The sequence below is a fragment of the Scatolibacter rhodanostii genome, assembly GCF_900197595.1.
Lineage (GTDB): Bacteria > Bacillota > Clostridia > Oscillospirales > Acutalibacteraceae > Scatolibacter > Scatolibacter rhodanostii.
Genome location: NZ_FZLO01000007.1, coordinates 26,576 through 51,839 on the forward strand (window position 1 = coordinate 26,576; position 25,264 = coordinate 51,839).

Here is a 25,264-nt window from a genome sequence, read left to right on the forward strand (position 1 = left end):
CTAGGTTATGGCATCGATAAAGTAAAATATAAATATAGGAATGGGATATAGGATATGCTTCAAAGCTGGCCAGTTGGCCTAAAAAAAACAAAGCAGCGAGAATATGTTTTAACGGCGCTAGAAAATATAGATAGACCCATGAGTGCTGTAGAAATTTATGATTTAATTCAAGATAAAAACGAGAACATCAATCTCTCTACGGTATATCGCATTTTAGAGTTATTGGAGGAGAAAGGACTTATCTTTCGAGTTTCTAGGCCGGGAAGTGAAACAATTCTGTATGAAAAAAATCGATTTCATCATAAACACTACGCAGTATGCTTGAAATGCCACAAAATGATTTCGATAGTAAATTGCCCTATGCAAGATTTTGTGCCGACTATTTCTGAGACGGGATTTCAGGTTTTAGGGCATAGTATCGAGGTTTATGGCTATTGTGAAGCTTGCTCGTCACATGCTAAATGAAAGAGAAGGTGGAATAACAATGAAAGCAAATATATATATTATTTCAGGGTTTTTAGGAGCAGGAAAAACAACACTAATTCAAAAAATATTGCAAGAAGCCTTTATCGGTCAGAAAACAGCTCTAATTGAAAATGATTTTGGGGAGATTGGTGTGGATTCTTCGCTACTGAAATCGAGTGGAGTGGAAGTAAAAGAGATTAATGCGGGCTGTATCTGCTGTAGTTTGTCAGGAGATTTTGTGAAAGCGTTAGATGAATTGATTGAAAATTTCGAACCACAGAATATAATTATTGAACCTTCGGGTGTGGGAAAATTGTCTGATATTATAACGGCTTGCACGGATTTGTGCCTTGAGAATCGAGCACAGCTTAAGAGAGCGATAACGGTAGTTGATAGTAAACGATACAGGCGCTATTTTGACAATTTTGGTGAATTCTTTGAAGATCAAATCAAGCATGCAGATACAATTATGTTAAGCCGAAGTGGTGATTCTCCGAATCAAATGGTCGAAGCAGAGAGATTCATCAAAGAATTGAATCCGCAGGCTAGTTTTTTTTCAAAAGTATGGGAAAGAATTGCAGTAGAAGATATTTTGTCAGTAGATATTGAGAAGAAAGAAACAGAGTCAGCAAAGGTTACTCATTCTCATCATAATGATTCACCTGGAGAGGAGTCGGTTTGCTGTCATCCTGAACACACACACCAGCACGATGAACACGAGCACTGTCACCATGAGCATGGAGAAAACTGCCATTGTCATCATTATCATGGTGCAGAAGAAGTGTTTGAAACCATTACGATAAAAGTAGAGCAGCTTTTTACGGTAGAAGAATGGGAGCAACAGCTAGCAAACTTGCAAACGAGAGAAAGCGGTGAGATTTTACGGGCTAAAGGCATTGTTCCTTCCCAAAGTGGCTATGTCAATATACAATATGTGGCCGGTGAATTTAATGTAACAAAATCAGAAATTGCCGGCGATAGTTTGTGTGTGATTGGGCAAAACCTCAATAAAGAAAAGCTGATACGACAGTTTGGTAAGGAGTAAGGCAGAATGAGTATTCCTGTTTATATCGTGACTGGATTTTTAGATGCGGGTAAAACAACTTTTCTCAATCAAATGTTAAATGAGAGAGAGGAGATGTTTCATGAAAATCTATTAATTCAGTTTGAAAGCGGAGAAGAAGAAATTTCAGTAAGTAATCCGGATTGCGTTGTGAAAGTATTCTCTAAAAGAGATTTAGAAAACAGACCAGAAGAAACGAGCAAGGCAGTCTGTGAGGCAATAGAAGAAAATAAAGAAAATTGGCAAAGAGTATGGATTGAATGGAACGGCATGATACCTTTTTCACAGTTACATAATCTTTTTTTGCAGCCACAATTGCGTAAACTATGCAAGATAGAAAAAGTGCTCCATATCTGTAATGCAGAAAAAATTGAATATTTGCTGGGGAGAACAGGAGAATCTTTACCAGAGCAAATTGCAAACAGTGATTTAATTGTTCTGCGAAACAACTCTTCTAAAGAAACCAGAAAAAAAGTAGTACGTCTTCTTCGAGAAGTGAACCCCAATGTCAATATAGAAGAAGCGCAAAAAGGAAATGAGAGTCACCTCTATAAAAAAACAATACGGAAAAAAGAAAATCCAATTGATGTTTTTTTCTTGGTCGTGCTTTGGGGAATTGTTTTGTCTTTCTTGGCAAAACCGGTGCTAGAATCTATCAAGATTCCCGTAGCAGCGATTGGAAATGTTTTTTTAGGGATTATCTTACAAGCTATTCCTTTCTTAATGATTGGCGTTTTGCTATCGTCAGCTATTCAAGTTTTTATACCTAGAAAATGGATTGAAGAAAAATTCCCTAAATCTCTCCCTTTAGGCATATTAGTTGCTTTAGTAGGTGGATTTTGTCTGCCGGTTTGCGATTGTGCTTCCATTCCCATTTTTAAAAGTCTAGTGAAAAAAGGCGTGCCACTTCCCGTTGCCATTACTTTTATGACTGCCGCGCCTGTGATCAATCCTGTTGTGATGTTGTCGACTTATTATGCATTTGGGGGAGATATTTCGATTGTCTTTCAGCGAGTAGGTTTTGGTATGATTGCAGCAGTTATCATTGGACTCATTATGGGAGCCGTGCAAAAAAATCATAAAGAAGCCTTGATTTCCAGTACACAGGTTGACGGGGTTATGTGCAACTGCGGTTGTTACAACGGGGCAGAGAATGTATCTGGATTGACAGGAAAATTGGAGTTGTTTTTGCACCACGCGCAAGCTGAATTTTTTAATGTAGGTAAATATCTTGTAATTGGAACATTATTAGCTTCGATTTTTCAGGTGATGGGTTCAAAAGTCTTCACGACCATGCAAGGAGCTGGTGGCCTTGCAATATCATTGCTTATTATGATGATTGTCGCCTTTATACTCTCCCTATGTTCTTCTTCTGATGCTGTTATTGCCAGAAGTTTTGCCAATCAATTTCCTATGGGAGGAATCATGGGCTTTTTGGTATTTGGTGCTATGATTGATATCAAAAATGTGATGATGCTTTCTTCGGGATTTTCAAAGAAATTTATCGGAAAACTCTTGCTTGTCATTGCGTCGGTTTGTTTTGTCGTAATACTCGCATTCTATCGTATAGGAGGGATGTAAAGCGTGGTAAAGTCGAAAAAAATAAATGCGCAGATTTGCTTAGAGATGGTCTGCTATTTTCTCTTTTCTGGTACAGTGATATGGTTTCTTGCCAGCGGAAAATATCTCTCCTATATCACCCCCAAAATGATGCCCTACCTAATTTTTTCTGTAGTTGTCATGGGGTTTTGGATTGCCTTGTCTTTTTGGCGTTTGATGCGTCCGCAATATAAAGTGAGAGCTATGCACTGCTTGGTCATTCTGATTCCTACCCTTCTGATGATTTCTTTGCCGCAGACAACAGTTGACGGGGGCAATCTATCAGGAGATTTTGCGACGGCCAATACCATGGGAGGTGTTTCTCGACCGTTAGATAGCGGCACGCTAGGTATTTCGCCGTCAGAAAGAGCTGAAATAGATGAAATGCCTGGCCTAGATAAAGAAAATAAAACAATTACGGTTTCTGATAAAGATTTTTCCATGTGGATGACAGAAATATATAACCGGATGGATGAATTTAAGGGCTACACTGTTACTATGACAGGTTATGTTTTTACGGATTCAGAACTTTTAGAGGACAATGAATTTGTACCGGCACGCTTAATGATGTCTTGTTGTATAGCCGATTTAGTACCTACCGGTATGCGTGCGACTTATGAGAAGGCAGCTGCATTAGAGGAAGGTTCATGGGTAACAGTAGAAGCAATTTTGGATATTAAAGAGGGAGAAGGCTATCGTGAACCTAAACTTTTAGTGAACAAAGTGACCCCCACAGAACCAGTAGAGGGTTATATTTATCCGTCCTATTAAGTAATGTCTGTATAGCACATAAAAAACACTTGGCATATTTTCTGTATGCCAAGTGTTTTTTTACTATGATATTATTAAAATGTATAATACATATTTGCCATGCTAAACAAATAAAAATCAGAATTGATTAAAATTATACTTTTTGCTATAATGCTATATAGAATATTAAAATTCTAGAAGATGCTTACACGAGGAGAATAATGAAAAAATTTAAACAAGAAAACCTAGGGGCAGCTTTTCTGCTATTGGTTCCATTTGTGATACTCATGCTGTTGTCTCAAACAGTGTTTAAAGATTTATATTTTTTTGAATGGACAGCCGACCACTATTATTCTTATTTATGGGTTGCTGTATTTTGGTTGACAGCCATAGGCAAATTAAAATTTTCTATTCCATTGTCAGCGGGTAATTTTGTAGGCGTTTTTGCAGGACAATTTTTGGGTGACTACATAAGAAACAAAAACATGGCTAAAATAACAGAAGCCATGACCGCAGAGCAGCAGTATCAGCTTCAAAGTCATCCGGGATTTCAAATATGGATGAACACGCTAGTGATTTTTCTTGTTTCAGGACTTGCTATTTCTATTTATTTAGGAAGAAAAAAACAGAAAAAGAGGAAAGATAGTGCTCTTTAGAGCATAAAAAAGCGGCATAGAATGTTCTATGCCGTTGCTTTTTATTGAATAACGCTGTCTAAATAACGATCCATCTCTTCGTCGTCTTGTTTCTTATGATCAAGATATAAAAGAACAGCCGAAGCGGCGGCAATCACAGCGGCCACAGTTGCAATAAATCCAATAAAAAGGGCAAGTTTGTTTCCTTTTTTCATGACAAGCACCTCCAAAGTGATTCTCTGTTTATTATGCTGCACTATAACTATATGATACCTGTCATAGAAAAAAAAGTCAACCTAAGTAAGAAAATCAAAACAATTTGTTCAGAAAATTGTAAGATAAATAAGACATAAAATAAAAATAAAAAAACAGAGCTATCGTTAAATAAACATGCTCTGCTTTTTAAATACGTTTATGAAAACTTTACAGACAATTAAGCACCAGCTGCAAGTTTTTTATCAAGGGCTGACTTCTTACGGGCTGCTGTATTTTTGTGAAGAATTCCCTTTGCAACAGCTTTGTCAATTTTCTTGATGGCAACGCGAACAGCATTTGTTTTATCTTCGGCACTATTCTCAAGAGCGATATTCGCTTTTTTGATTTCAGTTCTTAAATCTGTACGAACTGTTTTATTCTGTGCGCTTTTTACTGTTGTCACCTTAACACGCTTTTTAGAAGATTTAATATTAGGCATAGTCACACCTCCTTGACTCTGAATCATGCAAACATAATCATAGCATAAAGAGCCTGTAATTGCAAGTTTTTTTTGATTTTATGACATAGTTTTCACTTCAATTTAAAAGAATGCCAAAGAATGGATTTATAAGCATACTAGCTCTACGGGACGTGGATTGAAAAAAGAATCTGAAACAGATATACTGTCGATAGGGAGGCAAAGATTATGGATTGCAGTAAGGTAGGAAATCTGATTTTTAAGCTTAGAAAAGAGCGGCATATGACGCAAAAACAGCTAGCTCATCAATTGAATATCAGCGACAAAACAATCTCCAAATGGGAGTGCGGACTTGGTTGTCCGGATGTATCACTCTTGCCGCAGTTATCACAGGCGTTGCAAGTAAATATTGAAAAAATTTTGCTGGGAGATTTAAATCAAAACCGCGTAGACGGAGGAAATATGAAAAGAATAAAATTTTACGTTTGCCCCGATTGTGGAAATGTAATTACAGCGACGGCAGAAACAGAGGTCTCTTGCTGTGGCAGAAAACTGACAGCACTGACACCCAAACCAAGTGATGAAGAACACAACTTACAGTTTGAATCGATAGAGAATGACCACTATATTACATTTACACACCCTATGAACAAAGAACATTATTTGCAGTTTGTAGCTTGTGTCACCTATGATAAAGTACTTTTGGTTAGACTTTACCCCGAGCAAGGGGCAGAAGTCAGAATTCCTAAATTGAGTGGAGGTAAATTCTATTTTGCTTGCAGTCAACATGGTTTATGGGTGCAAAAATAGTATTTTACTAATACCAAAAAAATAATTTAAGCTAAGCTTTGTGAAGTAACAATAAAGAAAATATATCAAAAAGTGGGAGATCATCTTTTATGATGGTCTCCCACTTTTTAATAGGTATAGATAAAAGGTGAATATATCTGTGACTTAGTGAAGAACTTTTGATAAAAAGTCTTTTAAGCGAGGATTTTTGGGGTTGCCAAAAAATTCTTTTGGCGAGCCTTCTTCTAAAACCTGACCGCCGTCCATGAATAACACACGGGTGGCTACTTCTCTTGCAAAGCCCATTTCATGCGTGACAACCACCATGGTCATGCCGTCATCAGCCAGTTCTTTCATTACTTCGAGTACCTCACCGACCATTTCAGGGTCGAGAGCGCTGGTAGGTTCATCAAACAGCATAACTTCGGGGTTCATCGCCAAAGCACGAACAATGGCGATACGCTGTTTTTGACCGCCAGAAAGCTGAACAGGGTAAGATTGTGCTTTATCAGCAAGGCCAACACGTTCTAAAAGCTTCATAGCTTTTTCGGTAGCTTCTTCTTCTGTTTGAAGTTTGAGAGAAACAGGAGCAAGCGTAATGTTTTTTAATATAGTTAAATGAGGAAACAGATTAAAGTGCTGAAAGACCATGCCCATTTTTTGACGTAGCTGGTCAATGTTTACTTTAGCAGAATTGACCTGTGTATCTTGAAACCAAATTTCACCGCCTGTAGGGGTTTCCAACAAGTTTAAACAACGCAGAAAAGTACTTTTTCCCGAACCGGAAGGCCCGATAATGACTACTTTTTCGCCTTTTTCAATGGTCTGGTCAATGCCATTCAGAACAGAAACGTCACCGCCGGCATTATGAAATGTTTTTTGCAAATTTTTAACGTTGATCACCTTTACGCAGCCTCCTTTCCAATCGAGTTAGCAAATGAGTGAAGAGCATTACAATGAGTAAATAAACAGCTGCAATAGAAAGCAGAGAAGTATAAGGGTCATAAGTAATACTGCGGATGATATCGCCGCCTTTTGTCATGTCTTGCACACCGATATAACCGGCAATAGCGGTCTCTTTTAGCAGAGCGATGAATTCATTGCCGATGGCAGGTAAAACATTTTTGAGTGCTTGTGGAAAAATAATTTTAATCATCGTTGTGCGCTGGCTGAGGCCAAGAGAACGCCCGGCTTCCATTTGCCCATGGTCAATAGATTGAATGCCGCCTCGAATGATTTCAGCAACATAAGCCCCCGAATTGACGCCAAAAGCGATGAAACAAGCGTATAAATTCAAACTTGTCCCTTTAAAAGGCAGCAGGACAATGGAGTATACAATTAAGAGCTGAACCATAATGGGGGTTCCACGAATGACAGTTAAATATAAGTTGCAGATTGCATTAGAAATCTTAAATTTTTTTGGATTATTGGTATGAGCGACCTTAATCAGTGCAACAATGGTGCCCAAAATGGTGCCGATAACAACGGCGACCAAAGTGATGAGAATGGTGAGTGCAAAACCGTCAGTGATATATCTCCATCTGTCTTTATAAATAAAGGCATCATAGAATTTTTCGCCCACGGCAGAAAAAACAGATAAGGGTATGTGAGCCATATTTTCCTCCTCTTATGAACTGATAAAATAGGAAAAGGCGGGGAGACAAATTGCCGCCCCGGCCATTTCAATGTTCAATTAATTAGCCGACTAGAACGTTCTCGTAACTATCAATAACAGTTTGAAGCTCGCCAGAATCTTTCATTTCTTTCAGAACTTCATTAATCACCTGCAACATGGCAGTGTCGCCTTTTTTAACAGCGATGGCATATTCTTCAACAGTCAGTGTGTCAGAGAGTTTCTGGATTTTGTCAGAATTTTTCTCCACAAATTTAGTGGCAGGGAAATCATCAATAACAACGGCGTCTAATCTTCCGTTTATCAAATCAGTAACGGCATCAACACCTTTATTATAACGCTGCACTTCGATGTTTGTCACTTCACTGGTGCCGTCTTCGTTGGTGCAGTATACATCACCGGTTGTTCCTTGCTGTACGCCCACTTTTTTACCGCTTAAATCGGCAGGCACTTTAATTTCACTGTCAGCCAATACAATAACGGATTGGTTGGCATTAAAATAAGTTTCAGAGAAATCAACATTTTTCTTTCTGTCTTCGTTCACGGTAATGCCGGCAGCAGCAAAGTTTGCTTTGCCTGATTGTACTTCTGCAATAACGGTATCAAAAGCAATGTCGTGCACTTGCAGTTCTACGCCAAGTTTTTCTGCGATTTTTTTCGAAATTTCGATGTCAATGCCCATATAGCCGTCGCCGTCTTTAAATTCAAATGGCTCAAATTCTGCGTTAGTGGCAAGAGTTATATAACCATCTGCTTTGATTGTATCTAAAGTAGCGGTCTCGGCACTTTGCTCGTTTGCCGTAGAAGCGGTGCTGTCTGTGTTAGAGGAAGCCTCGGTTGTTTTACTTTGGCAAGCGCCTAAAGAAAGCACCATGACAGCGGATAAGAATAAAGCTGCTATTTTTTTCATAATTTTTAAACCCCTTTTACCTATCCCCAAGAATAGATTTAATTTATGTTGTTTGTATTATAGCGCATAAATATTCATATTTCAAGTATATTTATAACAAAACTCTACTTTTATACAAACTGCTTTAATCAATCCAAACGTTATCGTGGTTTTTTAAGCAAAATGTCAGTTTGGCAGTCTGGCAAAGCTGCTGCATATCTGTTGGCAGCAGGCTTGTAAAAATCATCGGTTCTTTTGTGACAGGGTGTATCAATTGCATAAACCAACAATGAAGAGCTTGTCTGGCAATATGGTTTAAAGAACCTCCGTAAAAATCATCTCCGGCGAGAGGATGACCCAGAAAAGACATATGCACTCTAATTTGGTGTGTTCTTCCTGTTTCGAGTTTGAATTCAACCAAACTGTAGGAGAAACTGTTTGATAAGACGTGATAATGTGTGATAGCTTGTTCCCCTAAAGGGTGTACTTCACGTTCAATTCTGTGCCCTTCTTTTCGGCGAATTGGTTGAGATATCGTTCCTTCTCCCTCCCAAAGACCTTCACAGATAGCTACATATTTTTTCTGAATCTGTTGTGATAAAGCAGCCGCTGCATAGGCGTTTTTAGCCAGAACAACAATGCCGGTAGTATCTTTATCTAAGCGATATAAAGGGCGAAAAGCCAAATGTAAGTTGTGTGCGAGATAATAGGCGGCCACGGCATTGGCCAAGCTATCACAGTCGTGGCCGGGGGTAGGGTACATAGGCATATCAGCGAGCTTGTCAATCACCAGAATGTCATCATCTTCATATAAAATAGTGAGAGGAATTGAAACGGGAGTGGTCTTTTTATCGTCATCGGGAATGTATATTGTTACAATGTCGCCTGTTGTTAATGGTTCAATGACTTTGGCGTGAAGACCGTTTCGGGTAATACCTAAAGGGACACGTTTTAACTTTACCATGAGCCGTGCGGATAAACCACAATAACCTCTTAAAAAGGATTTAATAGAATTTCCGTCATATTCTTGTGGAACTTTAAATTGTAACTTCCGCATGAAACCTCCTGAAAAGCAAAAATTATAACAGCTGTTTTCTTGTATTTAACAATAATAGTGAAGACAATATTTTCTTTAGTATAACACACATAAAAAGAAAGAACCAATTCAACAGTTATATTCTGTCTTTAAATATTTTCATAAGTTTTGCATAAATTAAACAAGAAATTTACAGCAGACAAAAACGAGAAAGATTGACTTGTCGGTCATTTCTAGTATAATATTAGGTATAAATTAAAAAATTAAATTGCTGTTTGTGTGATAATTTTAAGTATAGTAAAACAAGATAGAGAATGGGGACAGGCTATAGAAAGAAGGCTTTTAGTTAGCGAATCCATTTTTGGATAAATGCTAAATTCATAAGCATGATTATTATATGAGAATCAGTGCAATAGCAATGAAATGACAAGGTGAAGGAGGGGATGAATTTGCTGGATGAAAACATGATTGAATCTTGGCAGATTTTATTGGAAAAACAGGAGTACCACGCACTTAGGCAGGCTTTAGACGGATTGAACCCTGTTGACCTTGCTCATTTTATCAGTCAGCTTTCAGCGGAACAAGCGACCCTCACGTTTCGTACATTGCCGAAAGACCAAGAGGTGGATGTATTTGCAGAACTTGACGCCGATACACAGCAAGCCATTATATCAGCGGTTTCTGACCGTGAAATTGCCGACATTATAGAAGATTTGGCAGTGGACGATGCGGTTGACATGTTGGAGGAATTTCCAGCTCACTTAGTCAAACGTGTGCTGCAAAACTCGTCTAAACAAACTCGGAGTTTGATTAACCAGTTTTTTCGCTATCCTGAAAATTCAGCCGGTAGCATAATGACGGCTGAATATACTGATTTAAAAAAGGGCATGTCAGTAGAAGATGCGATTAAGCGCATTCGCCGAACAGGCGAAGATCGTGAAACGATTTATACATGTTATGTGATTGATTCTACCCGCGTTTTAGAAGGCGTTGTAACCGTAAAAGACCTTCTTCTTGCCTATGATGGACAGCTGATAGATGACATTATGGAAACTGAAGTTATCTCTGTTATTACAACAGAAGACCAAGAAGTCGCTGCCAACATGCTAATGAAATATGACCTGATGTCTTTGCCGGTAGTGGATGCCGAAAACCGTTTGGTCGGTATTGTCACCGTGGATGATGCGGTTGACGTTTTGCAAGAAGAGACGACAGAAGATATTGAAAGAATGGCGGGTATCGCACCCAGTGAAAAGCCTTATTCCAAAAGCAGTGTCCTTTCTATTGCCCGCAATCGTCTTCCTTGGTTATTGGTGCTCATGGTGAGCGGTATGGTGACAGGCAGTATTTTAGGGCACTATGAAAAAGCCTTCGATGCGATTCCGCTGCTAGTCACATTTATTCCTATGCTGACCTCTACAGGCGGTAATGCTGGCAGTCAGGCGAGCACTATGGTGATTCGCAGTATGGCTCTTGGCGACCTAACTTTTCGTAATTTTTGGTCAGTGATTTGGAAAGAACTCAGAGTGGCTTTGATTGTGGCCGTTCCGCTGGCGGCCGTGAATTTTGCGCGTATGCTTATTTTTTATCCCGGAAACACACTGGTTTCATTGACTGTTTCACTTGCTATGATTGCTACGGTTATTCTTTCCAAAATTATGGGAGGTGTTTTGCCCATGGTTGCCAATGTAGTGCATATTGACCCTGCCTTGATGGCAGCACCACTGATTACAACGATTGTTGATGCAAGCACCTTGGTTGTCTATTTTACGATTGCCGGTCTATTGCTTGGAATCTAAAATGTAAAATTTGGATATTCTCTTTGCTGTTGAGGCAAGGAGAATATTTACTTTTGCTTTAAAGAGTGTTAAAAGATTTCAATTTAACAATTTTGCAATATCTTCGCATTATAATGGTGTAAAATATAGTAGAATAAAGAAAGAATAAATCGAGTAAAAATAGGTAAAAAAAGTAATTTATTAGATAAAAAGGCAATATAATATTAAATTTAATGGGTCTGAATAAAATTTAGAACTGAAAATTCTACAATATTTTTAGAATAGAACAGCTTTTGCTTGCAAATCCTATCAAGGAAAATCAAATCGACAAGGTAAATTGTATTTCGCAAAAGAAAGAGGTTTGTTGTGCCAAAACGAAAGAAAAGAAAAGGTTATGAAATGAAAGCCTATGCGCTGGTTTCTGCCTGCGTGCTGGTTGTTTTTGTGTATGCCATTCATACGGTCTATCAATTTAAACAAGAACAAACGCAGACAAGCCAAAAATCAGTGCCGAATACAGAACAAGATCAAGCAGCACTCACGGTAGAAACAGAAGACGGAGATTTAAATAAAGCAGAAGATTCTACCGATAATCAACCAGTGCAAAATCCAGAAAATAAAACAGAAGATCTTGTCAAAGAGCTGCCAAATGTAAATGAAACTGTGGTATATCAAGGGAAGAGCACCACAGATTTAAATATTCGCATTGAGAGCGGAACAGATTCAGACATTGTTTTTGTAGCGGCCAAAGGAACTGTTTTGAACATTGTAGAAGATTTGGGTAATAGCTGGGTACGCATCAAAGCCTTGGATGGACGAACAGGGTGGTGTAATAAAGAATATTTGGATATCAGTTCAGAACCTGTCACAGAACTGGCCAATTCACTGCAAGAATATCCATCTTTTCCGACAGTTTCTCAAATTTCGTGGGAAGAAGCTTCGTGGCCGATTTCTATTTATGTTTCTTTGGAGGAACAAACAGTTTCAGTAGTCGACGCACAGAATTTGGTTGTGCATTCCTTCCCTTGCTCGACAGGAACAGAAGGGTATGAAACGCCGATGGGCACTTATTCAGTGGCTGGCAGAGGGTATTCTTTCTTCAATGAAGGACTTCAGGAAGGCGCTTATTACTGGACTCAATTCTATGGTGATTATCTATTTCATAGTATTCCATTTGATGTCAATCGAGAGCTTCAAGAGGGCGAGATTGATAAACTGGGGCAACCTGCTTCGCATGGATGTATCCGCCTTTCCATGGACAATGCGAAATGGATTTATGAAAATATAGAAAGTGATACGCAGGTTATCATTTATTGACACAAGGGTAAGAAGTTTTATAATTACAGATAAAAATAACTGTTAACAGCACTGATAAAAAGCGCTTTTAAACGATAGTAAATGGGGCTGTTTATTATATCTTCACAGAATAATAACAGCACATAAAGAACAAAAACCGCGAATAAAAACTGCGTTGATTTACTTAGTTGTCGATTTATCGCAAATCTTTTTTGTTGACAAAGTTTTTTTCATCGCATATAATCTAGGGGAAGACTCCAGCTTTTTAGGAAATTTCAAAAGGGAATTCGCGTCACCGATTGAAAGCGCGATGTGGAAGAGTAGTAAGCAGGGGAACACTTCTTTGATGTTTGTATTGTATAACCGGAAATTGAATATGAAAGTGGATAGGGCAAAGGCGCCCTTTCAAAGCGGGTGGCACCGCGGGCTATGTTGACGAAGCTCGTCCCGGAAATTATTGGTAAGATAATTTCCGGGACTTTTTATATTTTAGGAGGAAGAGCTATGTTAAGAACCCATGTGTGCAATGAATTGAGAACCAAAGATATTGGTCAAAAAGCAACCCTTTCCGGGTGGGTAGACACAATCCGTGATCACGGCGGCATTCAATTTATGGATTTGAGAGATCACAGTGGAATCACGCAGGTGGTTTTCCACGATGACAGTATGTTAGAGGGCGTCACAAAAGAATCAGTTATCACTGTGTCTGGGGTCGTTTCGGCCAGAGATGAAGACACAGTCAATGAAAAACTAGATACGGGTCTTGTTGAGTTAGTAGTTGACAAAATCGAGATTTTAGGGGAATGTAGCAATCGGCTGCCCTTTGAGATTAGAGACTCACAGGCAACTCGTGAAGATGTCAGATTGAAATATCGCTATTTAGATTTAAGAAATCCAGCCATACATGAAAATATTGTTTTGCGCGCTAAAATCATTAGCTTTTTGAGAAAGCAAATGGAAGAACTCGGATTTTTGGAGATTCAAACCCCGATTCTTGCCGCTTCTTCGCCTGAGGGTGCCAGAGACTATCTTGTCCCCAGCCGCAAGCATAAGGGTAAATTCTATGCTTTGCCACAAGCACCCCAGCAGTTTAAGCAAATGCTGATGGTTTCAGGTTTTGATAAGTATTTTCAGATTGCGCCTTGTTTTCGAGATGAAGACGCCAGACAAGACCGTTCTCCGGGTGAGTTTTATCAGCTTGACTTTGAAATGGCTTTTGCCGAACAAGACGATGTTTTGCAGGTAGCCGAGAAAGTTTTGTATGATACATTTTCTCATTTCACAGAGAAAAAGATTTCTGCCGCGCCGTTCAAAAGAATTCCTTATGCGGAATCAATGCTGAAATATGGAACAGACAAACCAGATTTACGAAATCCTCTGGAAATTTGTGATTTAACAGAATTCTTCTCTCATGTTGAATTTCCTCTGTTTAAAAACAAACCGGTTCGGGGAATTGTAGCAGATTGTGCAGGACGTTCCAGAACCTTTTTTGAGAATTCTCTCAAGTTTGCGACTTCAATCGGCATGAAAGGGTTGGGGTATCTTACTCTGACAGATGGCACATTTAAAGGACCGATTGAGAAATTCTTGTCACCCGAACAAAAACAAGAGTTGATTGATAGTCTTGCGATGAAGGATGGTGACACCCTTTTCTTCATTTGCGATTCTATTGATGTGGTCAATCGTTATGCCGGACAAATTCGTACATGGCTCGGCGAAAATCTGGACATCATAGATACAGAAGCTTTTGAGTTCTGCTTTATTGTTGATTTTCCTATGTATGAGCGTGATGAAAACACAAACCAAATTATCTTTACGCACAATCCATTTTCTATGCCGCAAGGTGGCTTAGAAGCGTTAGAGACAAAAAATCCGCTCCAGATTTTGGCCTATCAATATGACGTAGTCTGTAATGGTGTAGAGTTATCTTCTGGTGCGGTTAGAAATCATAGCCCGGAAATTATGAAAAAGGCATTTGCAATTGCCGGATATGACGAGCAGGAGCTTGAAAAGCGTTTTGGCGCTTTATACACGGCTTTTCAATATGGCGCACCGCCTCATGCCGGCATGGCACCAGGTGTTGACCGTATGGTGATGTTACTTGCCGAAGAAGAAACCATTCGCGACGTGATCGCTTTTCCGCTTAACGGCAATGCGCAAGATTTGCTCATGGGCGCACCTGGTGAGGTCAGCGAATTGCAGTTGAGAGAAGCCAACATAAAAATTAGATAAGGAAAAGTTTTACAGATAACTAAAACTATATCATTCAGCACGGGAAAGGCGGGACACAGCCATGATTACACAAACAGAACTGGAGAAAATTGCCGCACTTGCCAAGCTTTCTCTAGATAAAGAAGATACACAGGCGCTGCTAAACGATGTCAGCAGTATTTTAGATTTTGCTAATGCTATTGCAGAGGTAGAGGTTGGAGAGCTGAATTTAACAGAGGAAAAAACAAAAGAATTGAGAGAAGATATTATTTATCCTTCGACATCGGTAGAAGACATTCTGTCTAATGCTGCAGAGCAACGTGACGGATATTTTGTTGCCCGAAAGCTAGGAGGGCTGACAGATGAATAAAATAAAAGATATCAAACATCTTTTAGAAGCAAGAGAGGCTTCTTGTGTTGAAGTCACAAAGCAATTTTTGTCGGCTTCTCAACAAGAAAATGCTGAACTAAATGCCTATATTTCTCTTACCGAAGAAACGGCACTCAAAACGGCAGCAGCAGTAGATAAAAAACAGCAAAGTGGAGAAAAATTGTTGCCGCTTGAGGGAATCCCTTTTGTGTTAAAAGACAATATTGCCACGGCGGGACTCAAAACCACCTGTGCTTCTCGTATGCTCGAAAATCATGTGCCGATTTATGATGCAGCGGTGTGGGAGAGCTTGCAAAAGCAAAATGCCGTGTTAATTGGCAAAGGAAATATGGACGAATTTGCCATGGGTTCGACCTGCGAGACTTCTTATTTTGGCGGTGCTAAAAATCCGCAGAACACTGACTATGTCGCAGGAGGCAGCTCAGGCGGTGTGGCGGCGGCTGTGGCAGGCGGACTTTCCATTTTTGGAATCGGTTCTGACACAGGCGGCAGTATTCGCCAGCCGGCTTCTTTCTGTGGTATTGTCGGCTTAAAGCCTACCTATGGAGCCGTTTCCAGACGAGGTCTGATTGCGTATGCCTCTTCCTTTGACCAAATTGGCCCGTTGACCACTTGCGTAGAAGATGCCGCCCTTGTCTTTGATGCCATTCGGGGAGAAGACCCTCTCGATATGACAAGCCGAGATTCTTCTGCTGTATCAGATCAATTGACAGGTGATATAAAAGGTTTGAGAATTGGCATAGCCAAAGAGTATTTTGAGAATCTGCCGAAAGACCTCGCAGACTCTTTACAGCAAGCCATTGCTTTATATCAATCCTTGGGCGCAGAAATTGTGCCGATTGAATTCCCTATGCTGAAATATAGTCTGCCGACTTATTATATACTGGCCTGCGCCGAGGCTTCTTCTAACCTTGGTCGCTATGATGGCATACGCTATGGCTACCACGCTGAAAAGTTTTCAGATTTAGAAGATTTTGTCTGCCGTACCAGAAGTGAAGGCTTTGGTGAAGAAGTACGCCGCCGTATTCTTCTGGGCACGTATGTGTTAAGCGCGGGTTACTTTGATGCTTATTATCACAAAGCACAATTGGTCAGAAACAGCATTAAAAACCAATTTAAAACCATTTTTGAGTCGTGTGATTGCCTGCTAACCCCAACTGTACCGCTTACAGCGATGAAAAGCGGAGCGAATCTTGATCCCGTTAAGACCTATCAAACGGATATTTGCACAGTCACCGTGAATATTGCCGGACTACCGGCCGTGTCCATTCCTTGCGGATTTGACAGCAAAGGGTTACCAATTGGTATGCAGTTAATTGGCAATCAATTTAGCGAGGCTTTGATATTGAATACAGCCTTGGCTTTTGAAAGAGAAACGGCCGAGCAATATATCAAAACACCGGATAGGGGGGTGAAGCTATGAGTTGGGAAATGGTCATCGGTCTTGAAACTCATGTTGAGCTCTCGACCAAAACGAAAATATTCTGTTCTTGTACCACAAAGTTTGGCGGAGAACCCAATACGCATTGTTGCCCTGTCTGCACAGGTCAGCCGGGTAGTTTACCGGTTTTGAACCAAACTGTGGTGGAATATGCCGCTAAAGCCGGTTTAGCACTCAACTGCGAAATCAGCCTGAAATCCATTATGGCGAGAAAGCACTATGTCTATCCCGACTTATCAAAAGCCTATCAAATCTCGCAGTTTGAAAAACCGCTGTGCGAAGGTGGTTATGTAGAACTCTCAAACGGTAAGCGTATTAACCTCACTCGCATTCATATTGAAGAAGATGCAGGTAAGCTGGTTCACCAGGGCAATACGGTTATGATAGATTATAACCGTGGCGGTGTGCCGCTAATTGAAATTGTAAGCGAGCCAGATATTCGCAGTGCCGAAGAAGCAACCGAATATCTTGAGAAATTGCAGATAATCATGCGCGCAGTGAGGGTATCAGACTGCCGTATGCAGGAAGGCTCTATGCGCTGTGATGTCAATATTTCTTTGCGCCAAAAAGGGGAAACCCAGTTTGGTACTCGTTCAGAGATTAAGAACCTGAATTCCTTCACGTCTGTTGCCGCTGCCATTGCCTATGAGTTTGAGAGGCAGGCAGAACTTTTAGAGTCCGGTGGCAGAGTTGTGCAGGAAACCCGCAATTTTGATGCGGACACCGGTATGACCAGCAGTATGCGCAGTAAAGAAAATGCAGACGACTACCGCTATTTCACAGACCCTGATATTGTGCCGGTAGTCATTTCGCAAGAGCGGTTCGAAACACTCAAAAATAGTTTACCTGAAATGCCGGATAAGAAATGTAAACGCTATGTTGAAGAATTGGGTATTGCAGAAGCAGATGCTAAATTGCTGACTAAATATCATAAGGTCTCTGCCTATTTTGAAGAAGCTTCAAAAGATTGTGAAAATCCTAAAACCATAGCGACTTTTATGATTACCCAAATGTTCAGTTTGATTACGACGGAATCGGAGCGTGAAAATTGGTCGCCAACGGTGACAGCAGCACAGATGAACGAGTTGATGAAACTGCTTGAAAGCGGTAAAATCAACCGCAATTTAACCAAGCGCGTGTTTACGCAAATGTTGGAATCAGGAAAACCAGCAGGTGATTTTCTTTCTGAAAAGGACTTGGCCGGTTTCGATGATTCTGAACTGGAAGCACTTTGCCGTGCAGCAGTAGCCGAGAACCCTAAATCGGTGTCAGACTATCAATCGGGCAAAGAAAAAGCAATTAAAGCGCTTGTGGGTGCTGTTATGCGCCAATCAAAAGGTCGTGCTAATGCACTAGAAGCAGAAGAAAAGCTGAAAGCCATAATCGCAGAATAAGTTTAAAAGGGTAGAAAAACCCGATTATCAGTTCACTTGAGAGCTGATAATCGGGTTTCTTGTAGTTTAAAAACTTAAGAGCTAATTCTGGCAGTTTGATGAAGGGGCTGCGAAAGCATGACGGGGTCTAAAATTTCATGCAGAATATTCTCATCTAGCACATGCTCTTCCAAGGCTAAAGCTAAGACAGATACACCCGTCTGCAGTGATTTTTTGGCGAGTAAAGCGGATTTTTGATAGCCAATATACGGGCATAAAGCAGTGGCAATGCCAGCACTGCTTTCAACTAGTGTAGTGCAGTGCTCTTCATTAGCGGTGATGCCGACAATGCAATTGTCAACCAGTGTAGAAACCGCATGGGTTAGCCAGTCGAGTGATTCAAACAAGCGACAGAATAAAATAGGTTCAAAAGCGTTAAGCTCTAATTGGCCACCCTCAGCGGCCAAAGAAATGGTGAGATCGTTTCCGACAACGGCGAAAGCGACTTGATTGACTACTTCGGGAATCACAGGGTTTACTTTACCCGGCATAATAGAAGAACCATTCTGCCGTTTGGGTAGCTGAATTTCACCCAATCCAGTTTTAGGCCCACTAGAAAGCAGGCGAAGATCATTACACATTTTAGAGAGATTAATGGCGCAGGTTTTAAGTGCAGAAGAAACAGTGACAAATCCATCTAAGTTCTGTGTGGCATCAAAAAGATCATCAGCACAATAAAGTTTTTCTCCATATAGTTGGCTTAGTATGGGAATAATGCTTTCTAAATAAATGGGGCTTGCGTTAATACAAGAACCAATTGCAGTGGCACCTAAGTTTATAGTTTTCATCTCTTCTCTCGCTTTTTGTATGCGACGGATATCACGGTGCAAGCAAGAGGCAAAAGCATGAAAAGACTGTCCCAATCGCATGGGAACAGCATCTTGCAGTTGCGTGCGTCCCATTTTAACGACCAGGGCAAATTCTTCTGATTTATTGATAAGAGCCTCATAAAGACGATTGAGTTCATGCAATAAAGTGTCGGTCAAAGTTAAGGCGGTCAATTTTCCGGAGGTAGGCACAACGTCGTTGGTAGATTGTGACATGTTGACATGATCATTTGGATGAATTAAATAGCTGCCTCTTTCTGCGCCTAGCATTTCAGAAGCCAAGTTGGCAATGACTTCATTGACATTCATGTTGGCAGAGGTTCCCGCTCCTCCTTGAATCGAATCAACAATAAAAGCTTCCTTGAAATTTCCGGCAAGAAGTTGATCACAGGCCTGTATGATAGCAGAGCCATAGGCTTGGGTTAAATCTTGTGATACCATATTGCTGGTGGCAGCGGCTTTTTTAATGAGTACCAAATTGCGTAGCAGTTCTGGGTGGAGATTTTGTCCGCTGATAGAGAAATTATGCTTAGCACGGAGACTTTGAACGCCATAAAGTGCGTTTTTAGGGACAGACATATTTCCGATGGAATCACTTTCTATACGTGTGGTATGCATGATCAAGACCTCTTTTCTAAGTTGCAAAGCTCATAAAACAATGCTGAAAACTGTGATGCAAAGTGTTTTTGCAATTTCTGTTTTGCGCTTAGCAGATTTTCGTTTTCAGAAATCTCCTAAACAATAGACTCTATTTTGCAAAAAGTAAATAGGAAAAGAAGAAAAGAAAACAATCACTTTTTTTATGGTTTGCAGAGATAATAAAATAAAGTTATGACTCTTAAAACTTTATTTTATTATCTGCTGCTTGCTCTTTTATAGACAAATTGAGCGATTAGAGTTATAATTGTAAACAAATGAGAGCCAGTTGGATAGAATAAGGAGAGATGACTTTGGACCATACCGATAAAATGATTATTGACGTGCTGCAAAAAAATGCAAGAATTCCGCTAAAAGCTTTGGCAGAAAAAGTGTTTTTGTCGTCTCCTGCGGTGGCTAGCCGTGTTGAAAAATTAGAAAGAGAAGGCATTATAACCGGTTATCACGCTCAGCTTGATCAATTACAGCTTGGCTATCATATCACAGCTTTTATCAATTTGGAGATGGACCCGGTTCGCAAGCCAGAGTTTTATCCGCTTATGCAAGCTTGCCCTTATGTGTTGGAGTGTAATTGTGTAACGGGCCCCTATGCAATGTTGATTAAAGTGGCATTTCCCAGCACAGGTGAGCTGGATAGTTTTATTGGTCAGTTGCAAAAATTTGGTAAAACCAGTACACAAATCGTGTTTTCTACGTCTGTTTATCATAGAGGAGTAAATATATACGCACTGGACAAAGAAGAAAACAATTTAGAGATTGGCGAATAGAAAAATTGGATACAAAACGGTATTTTTATCAGAAAAAATAAATTTTTGTAAAATTTATCCAAAAATTAGCTTGGATAATTGTTTAACAAAACGTATCTTCACAAAATATATTTTTTGTACGGAAAAGAATTGACAATTCAATCAAAATGGGTTTATACTTTCTTTAAATTAAATATGAACAAATTCTTTCGAGAGTTTTTGTAGACAAAGGTGTTTACTATGCTGGCATAGTAAACACCTTTGTCTTTTTGTTTATTCAAAAAGAATAAAGCAAGATTGTATTTAAATTTAGTAGATTCAACAAAACAGTAAGAAGAGAGAGGGTATTTATGATGAAAAAGGTATTGCTGGGGATTTTGACTGTTGTAATTGCTTTAAGTGCATTAGCAGGTTGTTCAGGGGATAATCAAAACAATACAAATACAAGCACCGCTTCTACCGCTGCTACTTCTACCGAAGAAAAAAAGGTTTTGCGAGTGGGTATGGAATGTGCGTATGCTCCCTTCAACTGGACCCAGGAAACAGAGGAAGTACCAGGTGGAGCAAAAGCAGTTCCGATTGCCGGCACAAATTATTACGCTTATGGTTACGACGTTATGATGGCAGAAAAAATAGCGGACACACTGGGCTGGGATTTAGAAATCTATAAAGTAGAATGGGATTCAATCGGCATGGGGCTTGACTCTGGCAACTATGATGCCATTATTGCCGGTATGGGTAAAACAGAAGAAAGAGCCGCTGTGTATGATTTCACAGAACCTTATTACTACAGAGATGTTGCCATCACCGTAAAAAAAGGCAGCGGATTAGATGAAATCACTTCTCTTTCAGAATTTGCAGGCAAGAATGTTACCGTGACAACGCAGACTGGCACAGCATGGGTGAATTTGTTAGATCAAATTCCAGATGTAGAGCTTGGCCCGAATTTTGCAACGACTGCAGAATGCTTTATGGCAGTTGCCAATGGTGCAGTAGAGGCTTCTGTTATCGATCTTCCGACATCGCAAACAGCTGCCATGACAAACAGTGATTTGGTGGTTTTAGACTTAAAAGCTGATGACACCATCGAAGATCCTACAGGTTCAACCAATGTTTGTATCGCCGTTCGCAAAGGTGACACCGAACTTTTAAATAGCATTCAAGGCGCCATGGATGAACTGAAATGGAATGATAAAGCAGCCATGGATGAAATGATGGGCAAAGCCATTGAGCTACAGCCGGCCGCAAACTAAAAAATAAGGGAGAATTCGCATGACAGTTACTCTTTTAAATGCAGCAGCAACTCCAGAAAATTCTATGGGGTGGATGGCTTTTTTGATGCAAAAGTATGCCAACCTGTTTTGGGAAGGTACATGGATTACTCTTTATGTAGCCGTCATCGGTACCTTATTAGGGTTTGTACTGGGATATGTTGTAGGCATTGTGCAGGATATCGTAATCAGCAAAGAAGATCATCTCGTTAAAAAAATAATTTATCATATTATGAAAAAAGTGGCTTGGGTATACGTAGAGATTTTTCGTGGAACACCGATGATTGTGCAAGGCATGATTATTTATTATGGTCTACACCAAGCAGATGTTAAAATTACTTCAATCACAGCAGGTATTTTGGTCACACTGCTCAACACAGGCTCTTATATGTCTGAAACGGTGAGAGGCGGTATTAAATCAATTGAAACCGGTCAGCGTGAAGGCGCACTGGCACTGGGAATGTCACCTGTTTCAGCCATGCTTAATGTTATTTTACCGCAGGCATTCAAAAACATCATGCCTGAAATGGCGAATACGTTTCTATCGAACATCAAAATGACTTCGGTTTTAAACGTCATAGGTGTGTCAGAGTTATTTATGACAGCGAAAACAGCCGGAAGTACCTATTATAAGTATTTTGAAGCCTACTTGGTCATTGCTGTTATCTACCTAGTGCTGTGTTTTGTTTTCAACCGCCTCTTTATGCTGTTAGAAAAGAAACTGGCAGGCAAACAAGAATATGTTTTGGCAGCTGAATATATGGATAATCAATGAGGAGGTGCGAAAGTATGGCAGACGAAATCATTTCTATCAGAGATCTTAGCAAGTCATTTGGCACACATGAAGTGCTGAAAAAGATTGATGTTGCGGTTGAAGCCGGAGAGGTTATCTGCGTAGTAGGTTCCTCTGGATCGGGAAAATCAACACTGCTTCGATGTATCAACCGATTAGAACACCAAACGTCGGGAGAAATCTTATTTCATGGACAGCCGGTGAAAAATGCACAGAAAGACGTGAATGAATATCGAGCAAGAGTGGGCATGGTTTTTCAATCCTTCAATCTGTTCAATAATATGACAGTTTTAAAGAACTGCATGGCTGGAACCAGAAAAGTTTTGCATATATCTAAAGAAGAAGCTTTTGACAGAGCAATCACCCATTTGAAGGCGGTCGGTATGGCTCCGTTTATCAATGCCATGCCCTCACAGCTTTCGGGCGGACAAAAACAGCGTGTGGCAATTGCAAGAGCCTTATGCATGAATCCTGAAGTGCTGTTGTTTGATGAACCAACGAGTGCGCTTGACCCTGAAATGGTCGGTGAAGTGTTGGCTGTCATGAAAGAGCTTGCACGAACAGGCTTGACCATGATTATTGTGACACATGAAATGGGATTTGCCCGTGATGTTTCAACCCGAACCATTTTTATGGATAAAGGGTATGTGGTAGAAAGCGATGCGCCAGAGCGATTGTTTACAAATCCGCAAAACCCCAGAACACAGCAATTCTTAAGCCGATTTATTGCCGGATGAAAGGAGAAAATGGAGTGGAACATTTTGTGATTACTTTTGCCCGCGGCTTTGGAAGTGGCGGAAAAGAGATTGCTTCGAAGTTGGCAAAAGAATTAAATATTCATTGCTATGAGAATAGAATTCTTACTTTGGCATCACAGCTAAGCGGCTTAGATGAGAATCTTTTTATGGCAGTAAATGAAAAAACACGCAGTTCAGGTGGATTTTCAAATTTTCTTAAAGGACTGCCTCGTTCTCGTCAATATATAACCCGTAATGAAAAGTTTGTGTCTGATGATGCTTTATTTGCCTATCAAAAAGATATTATTGAAAATTTGGCAGATACCGAATCCTGCGTGATTGTCGGCAAATGTGCTGACTGGGTACTTCGTGATCGAGAAAACGTGGTCAGCATTTATATCGAAGCACCACGGAGCTTTTGTGTACAGCGCACTATGGAGAATATGGGAGTGACAGAAGAAACGGCACACACCACCATTGCTCATGCCGATAAATATCGTGCTGAATATTATACGCATTATACAAATGGCGGTCAGTGGACGAATCCAGTGAACTATGATATGACACTGAACAGTGAAAAAATTGGTGTAGACAACTGTGTAGAACTGATCAAGGCATATCTTCAAATTAAAAATCTGATTTAACTTGAGAGGGAGCCGGCCACTTGGCAAAGCGGTCGGTCGTTCTCCGAAAGAGTGACAAGCTTTTGCCTTGAATCGGCGGGCAATCAAGTTCAATCAGCTTGATGCAAAGACTTGCCCTCCTCTTCCGCATAATCAATTGATAAAATTTTAGGAGGATGGTTTTTTATGAAATTGAAGGAAACAGGACTGACAGCAGAGGAAATTAAAAACAAAGTCGAGAAGTATATGATTGAGACCTATGAGCGTTTTGATTTTGTTGCCGAAACAGCAAAGGGAATGTATCTATATGATACAGAGGGTACACCTTATCTCGACTTTTATGCCGGCATTGCGGTTAACAGTGTGGGAAACTGTAATGAAAAAGTAGTGGCAGCAGTACAGGAACAAGCTGCAGAAGTTATGCATACTTTTAACTATCCTTATACAATTCCACAGGCGCTTTTGGCAGAAAAGGTTTGCACCACCATTGGTATGGATAAGATTTTTTATCAAAATTCTGGAACAGAAGCAAACGAAGCTATGATTAAAATGGCTCGTAAATACGGTGTTGAAAAATATAATCCCAACCGCTACAATATTGTTACAGCGAAAAAATCTTTTCACGGCAGAACTATGGGTTCATTAAGTGCTACAGGACAGCCTGACTCTGCCTGTCAAATCGGTTTTGGCGACATGACACCTGGTTTTTCTTATGCAGATTATAATGATTTGGATTCTTTCAAGGCAGCTGTCACAGAAAATACCATTGCTATTATGATAGAACCCGTGCAAGGTGAGGGTGGTGTGTACCCAGCGACACAAGAATTCATGAGTGGACTTCGTGAGCTTTGTGATGAAAAAGGCATGCTGCTTCTGCTGGATGAAATTCAAACAGGTTGGTGCAGAACCGGAGAAGTCATGAGCTATATGAATTATGACATTAAACCGGATATTGTTTCCATGGCAAAGGCTTTGGGAGGCGGTATGCCCATTGGTGCTATTTGTACAACAAATGAAGTAGCAAAAGCATTTACAAAGGGTTCGCATGGCACAACATTTGGCGGACACCCGATTTCTTGTGCGGCTGCTTTGGTTACCATAGAAGAAATGCTGGAGCGCAAATGTGCCGAGAATGCCAAAGAATTAGGCGACTATTTTTCAGAGAAGCTGAAATCTCTTCCAAAGGTAAAAGATGTGCGGCATCAAGGTTTGCTGGTCGGTGTCGAATTTGAAGAAGGTGTTAATGCGGCAGACGTAAAGCACGCTGCTTTTGACAGAAAACTGTTGATTACGGCAATTGGGCAAAAGATTATCCGCATGGTTCCTCCATTGATTTTGACAAAAGAAAATTGCGATCAAGCCTATGAGATTTTGAAAGAGTCAGTCCAGTCTCTTCTGTGAGAAAGATTTGCGGTGAAAAGTCTCTATAAGCTGGCAAGGACGTAAACGGCTAATAGAATAGTGACTTGATTATATAAATAAGACTTTAAGTTGGCAGCCCTCTCTCTGGTTGCTTTAGAATAGCAAA

General features: G+C 40.2%; 25 protein-coding genes. 18 read left to right on the top strand and 7 right to left on the bottom strand.

The features are described 5' to 3' along the window. Nucleotides 1-54 precede the first annotated feature (54 nt). The 5 genes from CS931_RS11825 to CS931_RS11845 all read left to right on the top strand — a co-directional run bounded on the left by CS931_RS11825 (nt 55) and on the right by CS931_RS11845 (nt 4,533). A complete protein-coding gene (locus CS931_RS11825) occupies nt 55-465 on the top strand; it encodes a Fur family transcriptional regulator (RefSeq protein WP_099206096.1) in 411 nt (136 codons plus the stop codon). Nucleotides 466-484: 19 nt separating this feature from the next. Next, nucleotides 485-1,510 carry a CobW family GTP-binding protein gene (locus CS931_RS11830; protein ID WP_099206097.1) on the top strand — a complete coding sequence of 342 codons (1,026 nt, stop codon included), beginning with the start codon at nt 485-487 and terminating at the stop codon, nt 1,508-1,510. Nucleotides 1,511-1,516: 6 nt separating this feature from the next. Continuing rightward, nucleotides 1,517-3,109 (top strand): permease, encoded by a 1,593-nt coding sequence (locus CS931_RS11835; protein WP_099206098.1) that lies wholly within the window; start codon nt 1,517-1,519, stop codon nt 3,107-3,109. Between the two features lie 3 nt (nt 3,110-3,112). After that, nucleotides 3,113-3,898, top strand: a complete 786-nt coding sequence (locus CS931_RS11840) for a TIGR03943 family putative permease subunit (protein WP_242964986.1) — start codon at nt 3,113-3,115, stop codon at nt 3,896-3,898. Between the two features lie 200 nt (nt 3,899-4,098). After that, the gene (locus tag CS931_RS11845; RefSeq protein ID WP_099206099.1) at nt 4,099-4,533 is read left to right on the top strand and encodes a hypothetical protein; all 435 of its coding nucleotides are present in this window, start codon (nt 4,099-4,101) and stop codon (nt 4,531-4,533) included. Nucleotides 4,534-4,574: 41 nt separating this feature from the next. Here CS931_RS11845 and CS931_RS12740 read toward each other — a convergent pair whose 3' ends face one another. Continuing rightward, a complete protein-coding gene (locus CS931_RS12740) occupies nt 4,575-4,727 on the bottom strand; it encodes a hypothetical protein (protein WP_159459831.1) in 153 nt (50 codons plus the stop codon). 218 nt (nt 4,728-4,945) lie between these two features. Beyond that, nucleotides 4,946-5,206 carry a 30S ribosomal protein S20 gene (rpsT, locus tag CS931_RS11850; RefSeq protein WP_099206100.1) on the bottom strand — a complete coding sequence of 87 codons (261 nt, stop codon included), beginning with the start codon at nt 5,204-5,206 and terminating at the stop codon, nt 4,946-4,948. Nucleotides 5,207-5,413: 207 nt separating this feature from the next. Here rpsT and CS931_RS11855 point away from each other — a divergent pair, with 207 nt between their 5' ends. Further along, nucleotides 5,414-5,995 carry a helix-turn-helix domain-containing protein gene (locus CS931_RS11855; protein WP_099206101.1) on the top strand — a complete coding sequence of 194 codons (582 nt, stop codon included), beginning with the start codon at nt 5,414-5,416 and terminating at the stop codon, nt 5,993-5,995. Between the two features lie 144 nt (nt 5,996-6,139). On the opposite strand, the gene CS931_RS11860 is transcribed toward CS931_RS11855, so the two are convergent. The 4 genes from CS931_RS11860 to CS931_RS11875 all read right to left on the bottom strand — a co-directional run bounded on the left by CS931_RS11860 (nt 6,140) and on the right by CS931_RS11875 (nt 9,553). Then, entirely contained in the window at nt 6,140-6,877 is a 738-nt protein-coding gene (locus tag CS931_RS11860; protein ID WP_099206102.1) for an amino acid ABC transporter ATP-binding protein, read from the bottom strand. Then, nucleotides 6,864-7,589, bottom strand: coding sequence for an amino acid ABC transporter permease (locus CS931_RS11865; RefSeq protein WP_099206103.1), 726 nt, complete (start codon nt 7,587-7,589; stop codon nt 6,864-6,866). Before CS931_RS11865 ends, CS931_RS11860 begins: the two co-directional genes overlap by 14 nt. Nucleotides 7,590-7,671: 82 nt before the next feature. Continuing rightward, nucleotides 7,672-8,517 carry a transporter substrate-binding domain-containing protein gene (locus tag CS931_RS11870; protein WP_099206104.1) on the bottom strand — a complete coding sequence of 282 codons (846 nt, stop codon included), beginning with the start codon at nt 8,515-8,517 and terminating at the stop codon, nt 7,672-7,674. Nucleotides 8,518-8,641: 124 nt separating this feature from the next. Continuing rightward, the gene (locus tag CS931_RS11875) at nt 8,642-9,553 is read right to left on the bottom strand and encodes an RluA family pseudouridine synthase (RefSeq protein ID WP_099206105.1); all 912 of its coding nucleotides are present in this window, start codon (nt 9,551-9,553) and stop codon (nt 8,642-8,644) included. Nucleotides 9,554-9,975: 422 nt separating this feature from the next. Here CS931_RS11875 and mgtE point away from each other — a divergent pair, with 422 nt between their 5' ends. The 6 genes from mgtE (at nt 9,976) to gatB (ending at nt 18,043) form a co-directional block, all read left to right on the top strand. Beyond that, the gene (gene mgtE, locus CS931_RS11880; protein WP_099206106.1) at nt 9,976-11,331 is read left to right on the top strand and encodes a magnesium transporter; all 1,356 of its coding nucleotides are present in this window, start codon (nt 9,976-9,978) and stop codon (nt 11,329-11,331) included. A gap of 345 nt (nt 11,332-11,676) precedes the next feature. Next, nucleotides 11,677-12,627 carry a L,D-transpeptidase family protein gene (locus CS931_RS11885; RefSeq protein ID WP_099206107.1) on the top strand — a complete coding sequence of 317 codons (951 nt, stop codon included), beginning with the start codon at nt 11,677-11,679 and terminating at the stop codon, nt 12,625-12,627. A gap of 483 nt (nt 12,628-13,110) precedes the next feature. Further along, on the top strand, nt 13,111-14,838 hold the full coding sequence (gene aspS / locus CS931_RS11890) for an aspartate--tRNA ligase (protein WP_099206108.1): 1,728 nt from the start codon (nt 13,111-13,113) through the stop codon (nt 14,836-14,838). A 61-nt stretch (nt 14,839-14,899) separates the two neighbouring features. Beyond that, nucleotides 14,900-15,187: an Asp-tRNA(Asn)/Glu-tRNA(Gln) amidotransferase subunit GatC gene (gene gatC / locus CS931_RS11895; protein WP_099206109.1), complete on the top strand. Its 288-nt coding sequence runs from the start codon at nt 14,900-14,902 to the stop codon at nt 15,185-15,187. Then, on the top strand, nt 15,180-16,631 hold the full coding sequence (gene gatA / locus CS931_RS11900; RefSeq protein ID WP_099206110.1) for an Asp-tRNA(Asn)/Glu-tRNA(Gln) amidotransferase subunit GatA: 1,452 nt from the start codon (nt 15,180-15,182) through the stop codon (nt 16,629-16,631). The genes gatC and gatA overlap by 8 nt, the downstream gene beginning before the upstream one ends. Further along, a complete protein-coding gene (gene gatB / locus CS931_RS11905) occupies nt 16,628-18,043 on the top strand; it encodes an Asp-tRNA(Asn)/Glu-tRNA(Gln) amidotransferase subunit GatB (protein ID WP_099206111.1) in 1,416 nt (471 codons plus the stop codon). The genes gatA and gatB overlap by 4 nt, the downstream gene beginning before the upstream one ends. A 74-nt stretch (nt 18,044-18,117) precedes the next feature. Here gatB and CS931_RS11910 read toward each other — a convergent pair whose 3' ends face one another. Beyond that, nucleotides 18,118-19,527, bottom strand: a complete 1,410-nt coding sequence (locus tag CS931_RS11910; protein WP_099206112.1) for an aspartate ammonia-lyase — start codon at nt 19,525-19,527, stop codon at nt 18,118-18,120. Nucleotides 19,528-19,859: 332 nt separating this feature from the next. On the opposite strand from CS931_RS11910, the gene CS931_RS11915 reads away from it, so the two are divergent. The 6 genes from CS931_RS11915 to CS931_RS11940 all read left to right on the top strand — a co-directional run bounded on the left by CS931_RS11915 (nt 19,860) and on the right by CS931_RS11940 (nt 25,137). Continuing rightward, nucleotides 19,860-20,333, top strand: a complete 474-nt coding sequence (locus CS931_RS11915; RefSeq protein ID WP_242964987.1) for an Lrp/AsnC family transcriptional regulator — start codon at nt 19,860-19,862, stop codon at nt 20,331-20,333. Nucleotides 20,334-20,662: 329 nt separating this feature from the next. Beyond that, nucleotides 20,663-21,565: a transporter substrate-binding domain-containing protein gene (locus tag CS931_RS11920; protein ID WP_099206114.1), complete on the top strand. Its 903-nt coding sequence runs from the start codon at nt 20,663-20,665 to the stop codon at nt 21,563-21,565. A gap of 19 nt (nt 21,566-21,584) precedes the next feature. Continuing rightward, the gene (locus CS931_RS11925) at nt 21,585-22,358 is read left to right on the top strand and encodes an amino acid ABC transporter permease (protein ID WP_099206115.1); all 774 of its coding nucleotides are present in this window, start codon (nt 21,585-21,587) and stop codon (nt 22,356-22,358) included. Nucleotides 22,359-22,372: 14 nt separating this feature from the next. Continuing rightward, nucleotides 22,373-23,113: an amino acid ABC transporter ATP-binding protein gene (locus CS931_RS11930; protein ID WP_099206116.1), complete on the top strand. Its 741-nt coding sequence runs from the start codon at nt 22,373-22,375 to the stop codon at nt 23,111-23,113. Nucleotides 23,114-23,127: 14 nt separating this feature from the next. Then, a complete protein-coding gene (locus tag CS931_RS11935; protein WP_242964988.1) occupies nt 23,128-23,757 on the top strand; it encodes a cytidylate kinase-like family protein in 630 nt (209 codons plus the stop codon). 165 nt (nt 23,758-23,922) lie between these two features. Next, entirely contained in the window at nt 23,923-25,137 is a 1,215-nt protein-coding gene (locus CS931_RS11940; protein ID WP_099206118.1) for an aspartate aminotransferase family protein, read from the top strand. Nucleotides 25,138-25,264: the final 127 nt, after the last annotated feature.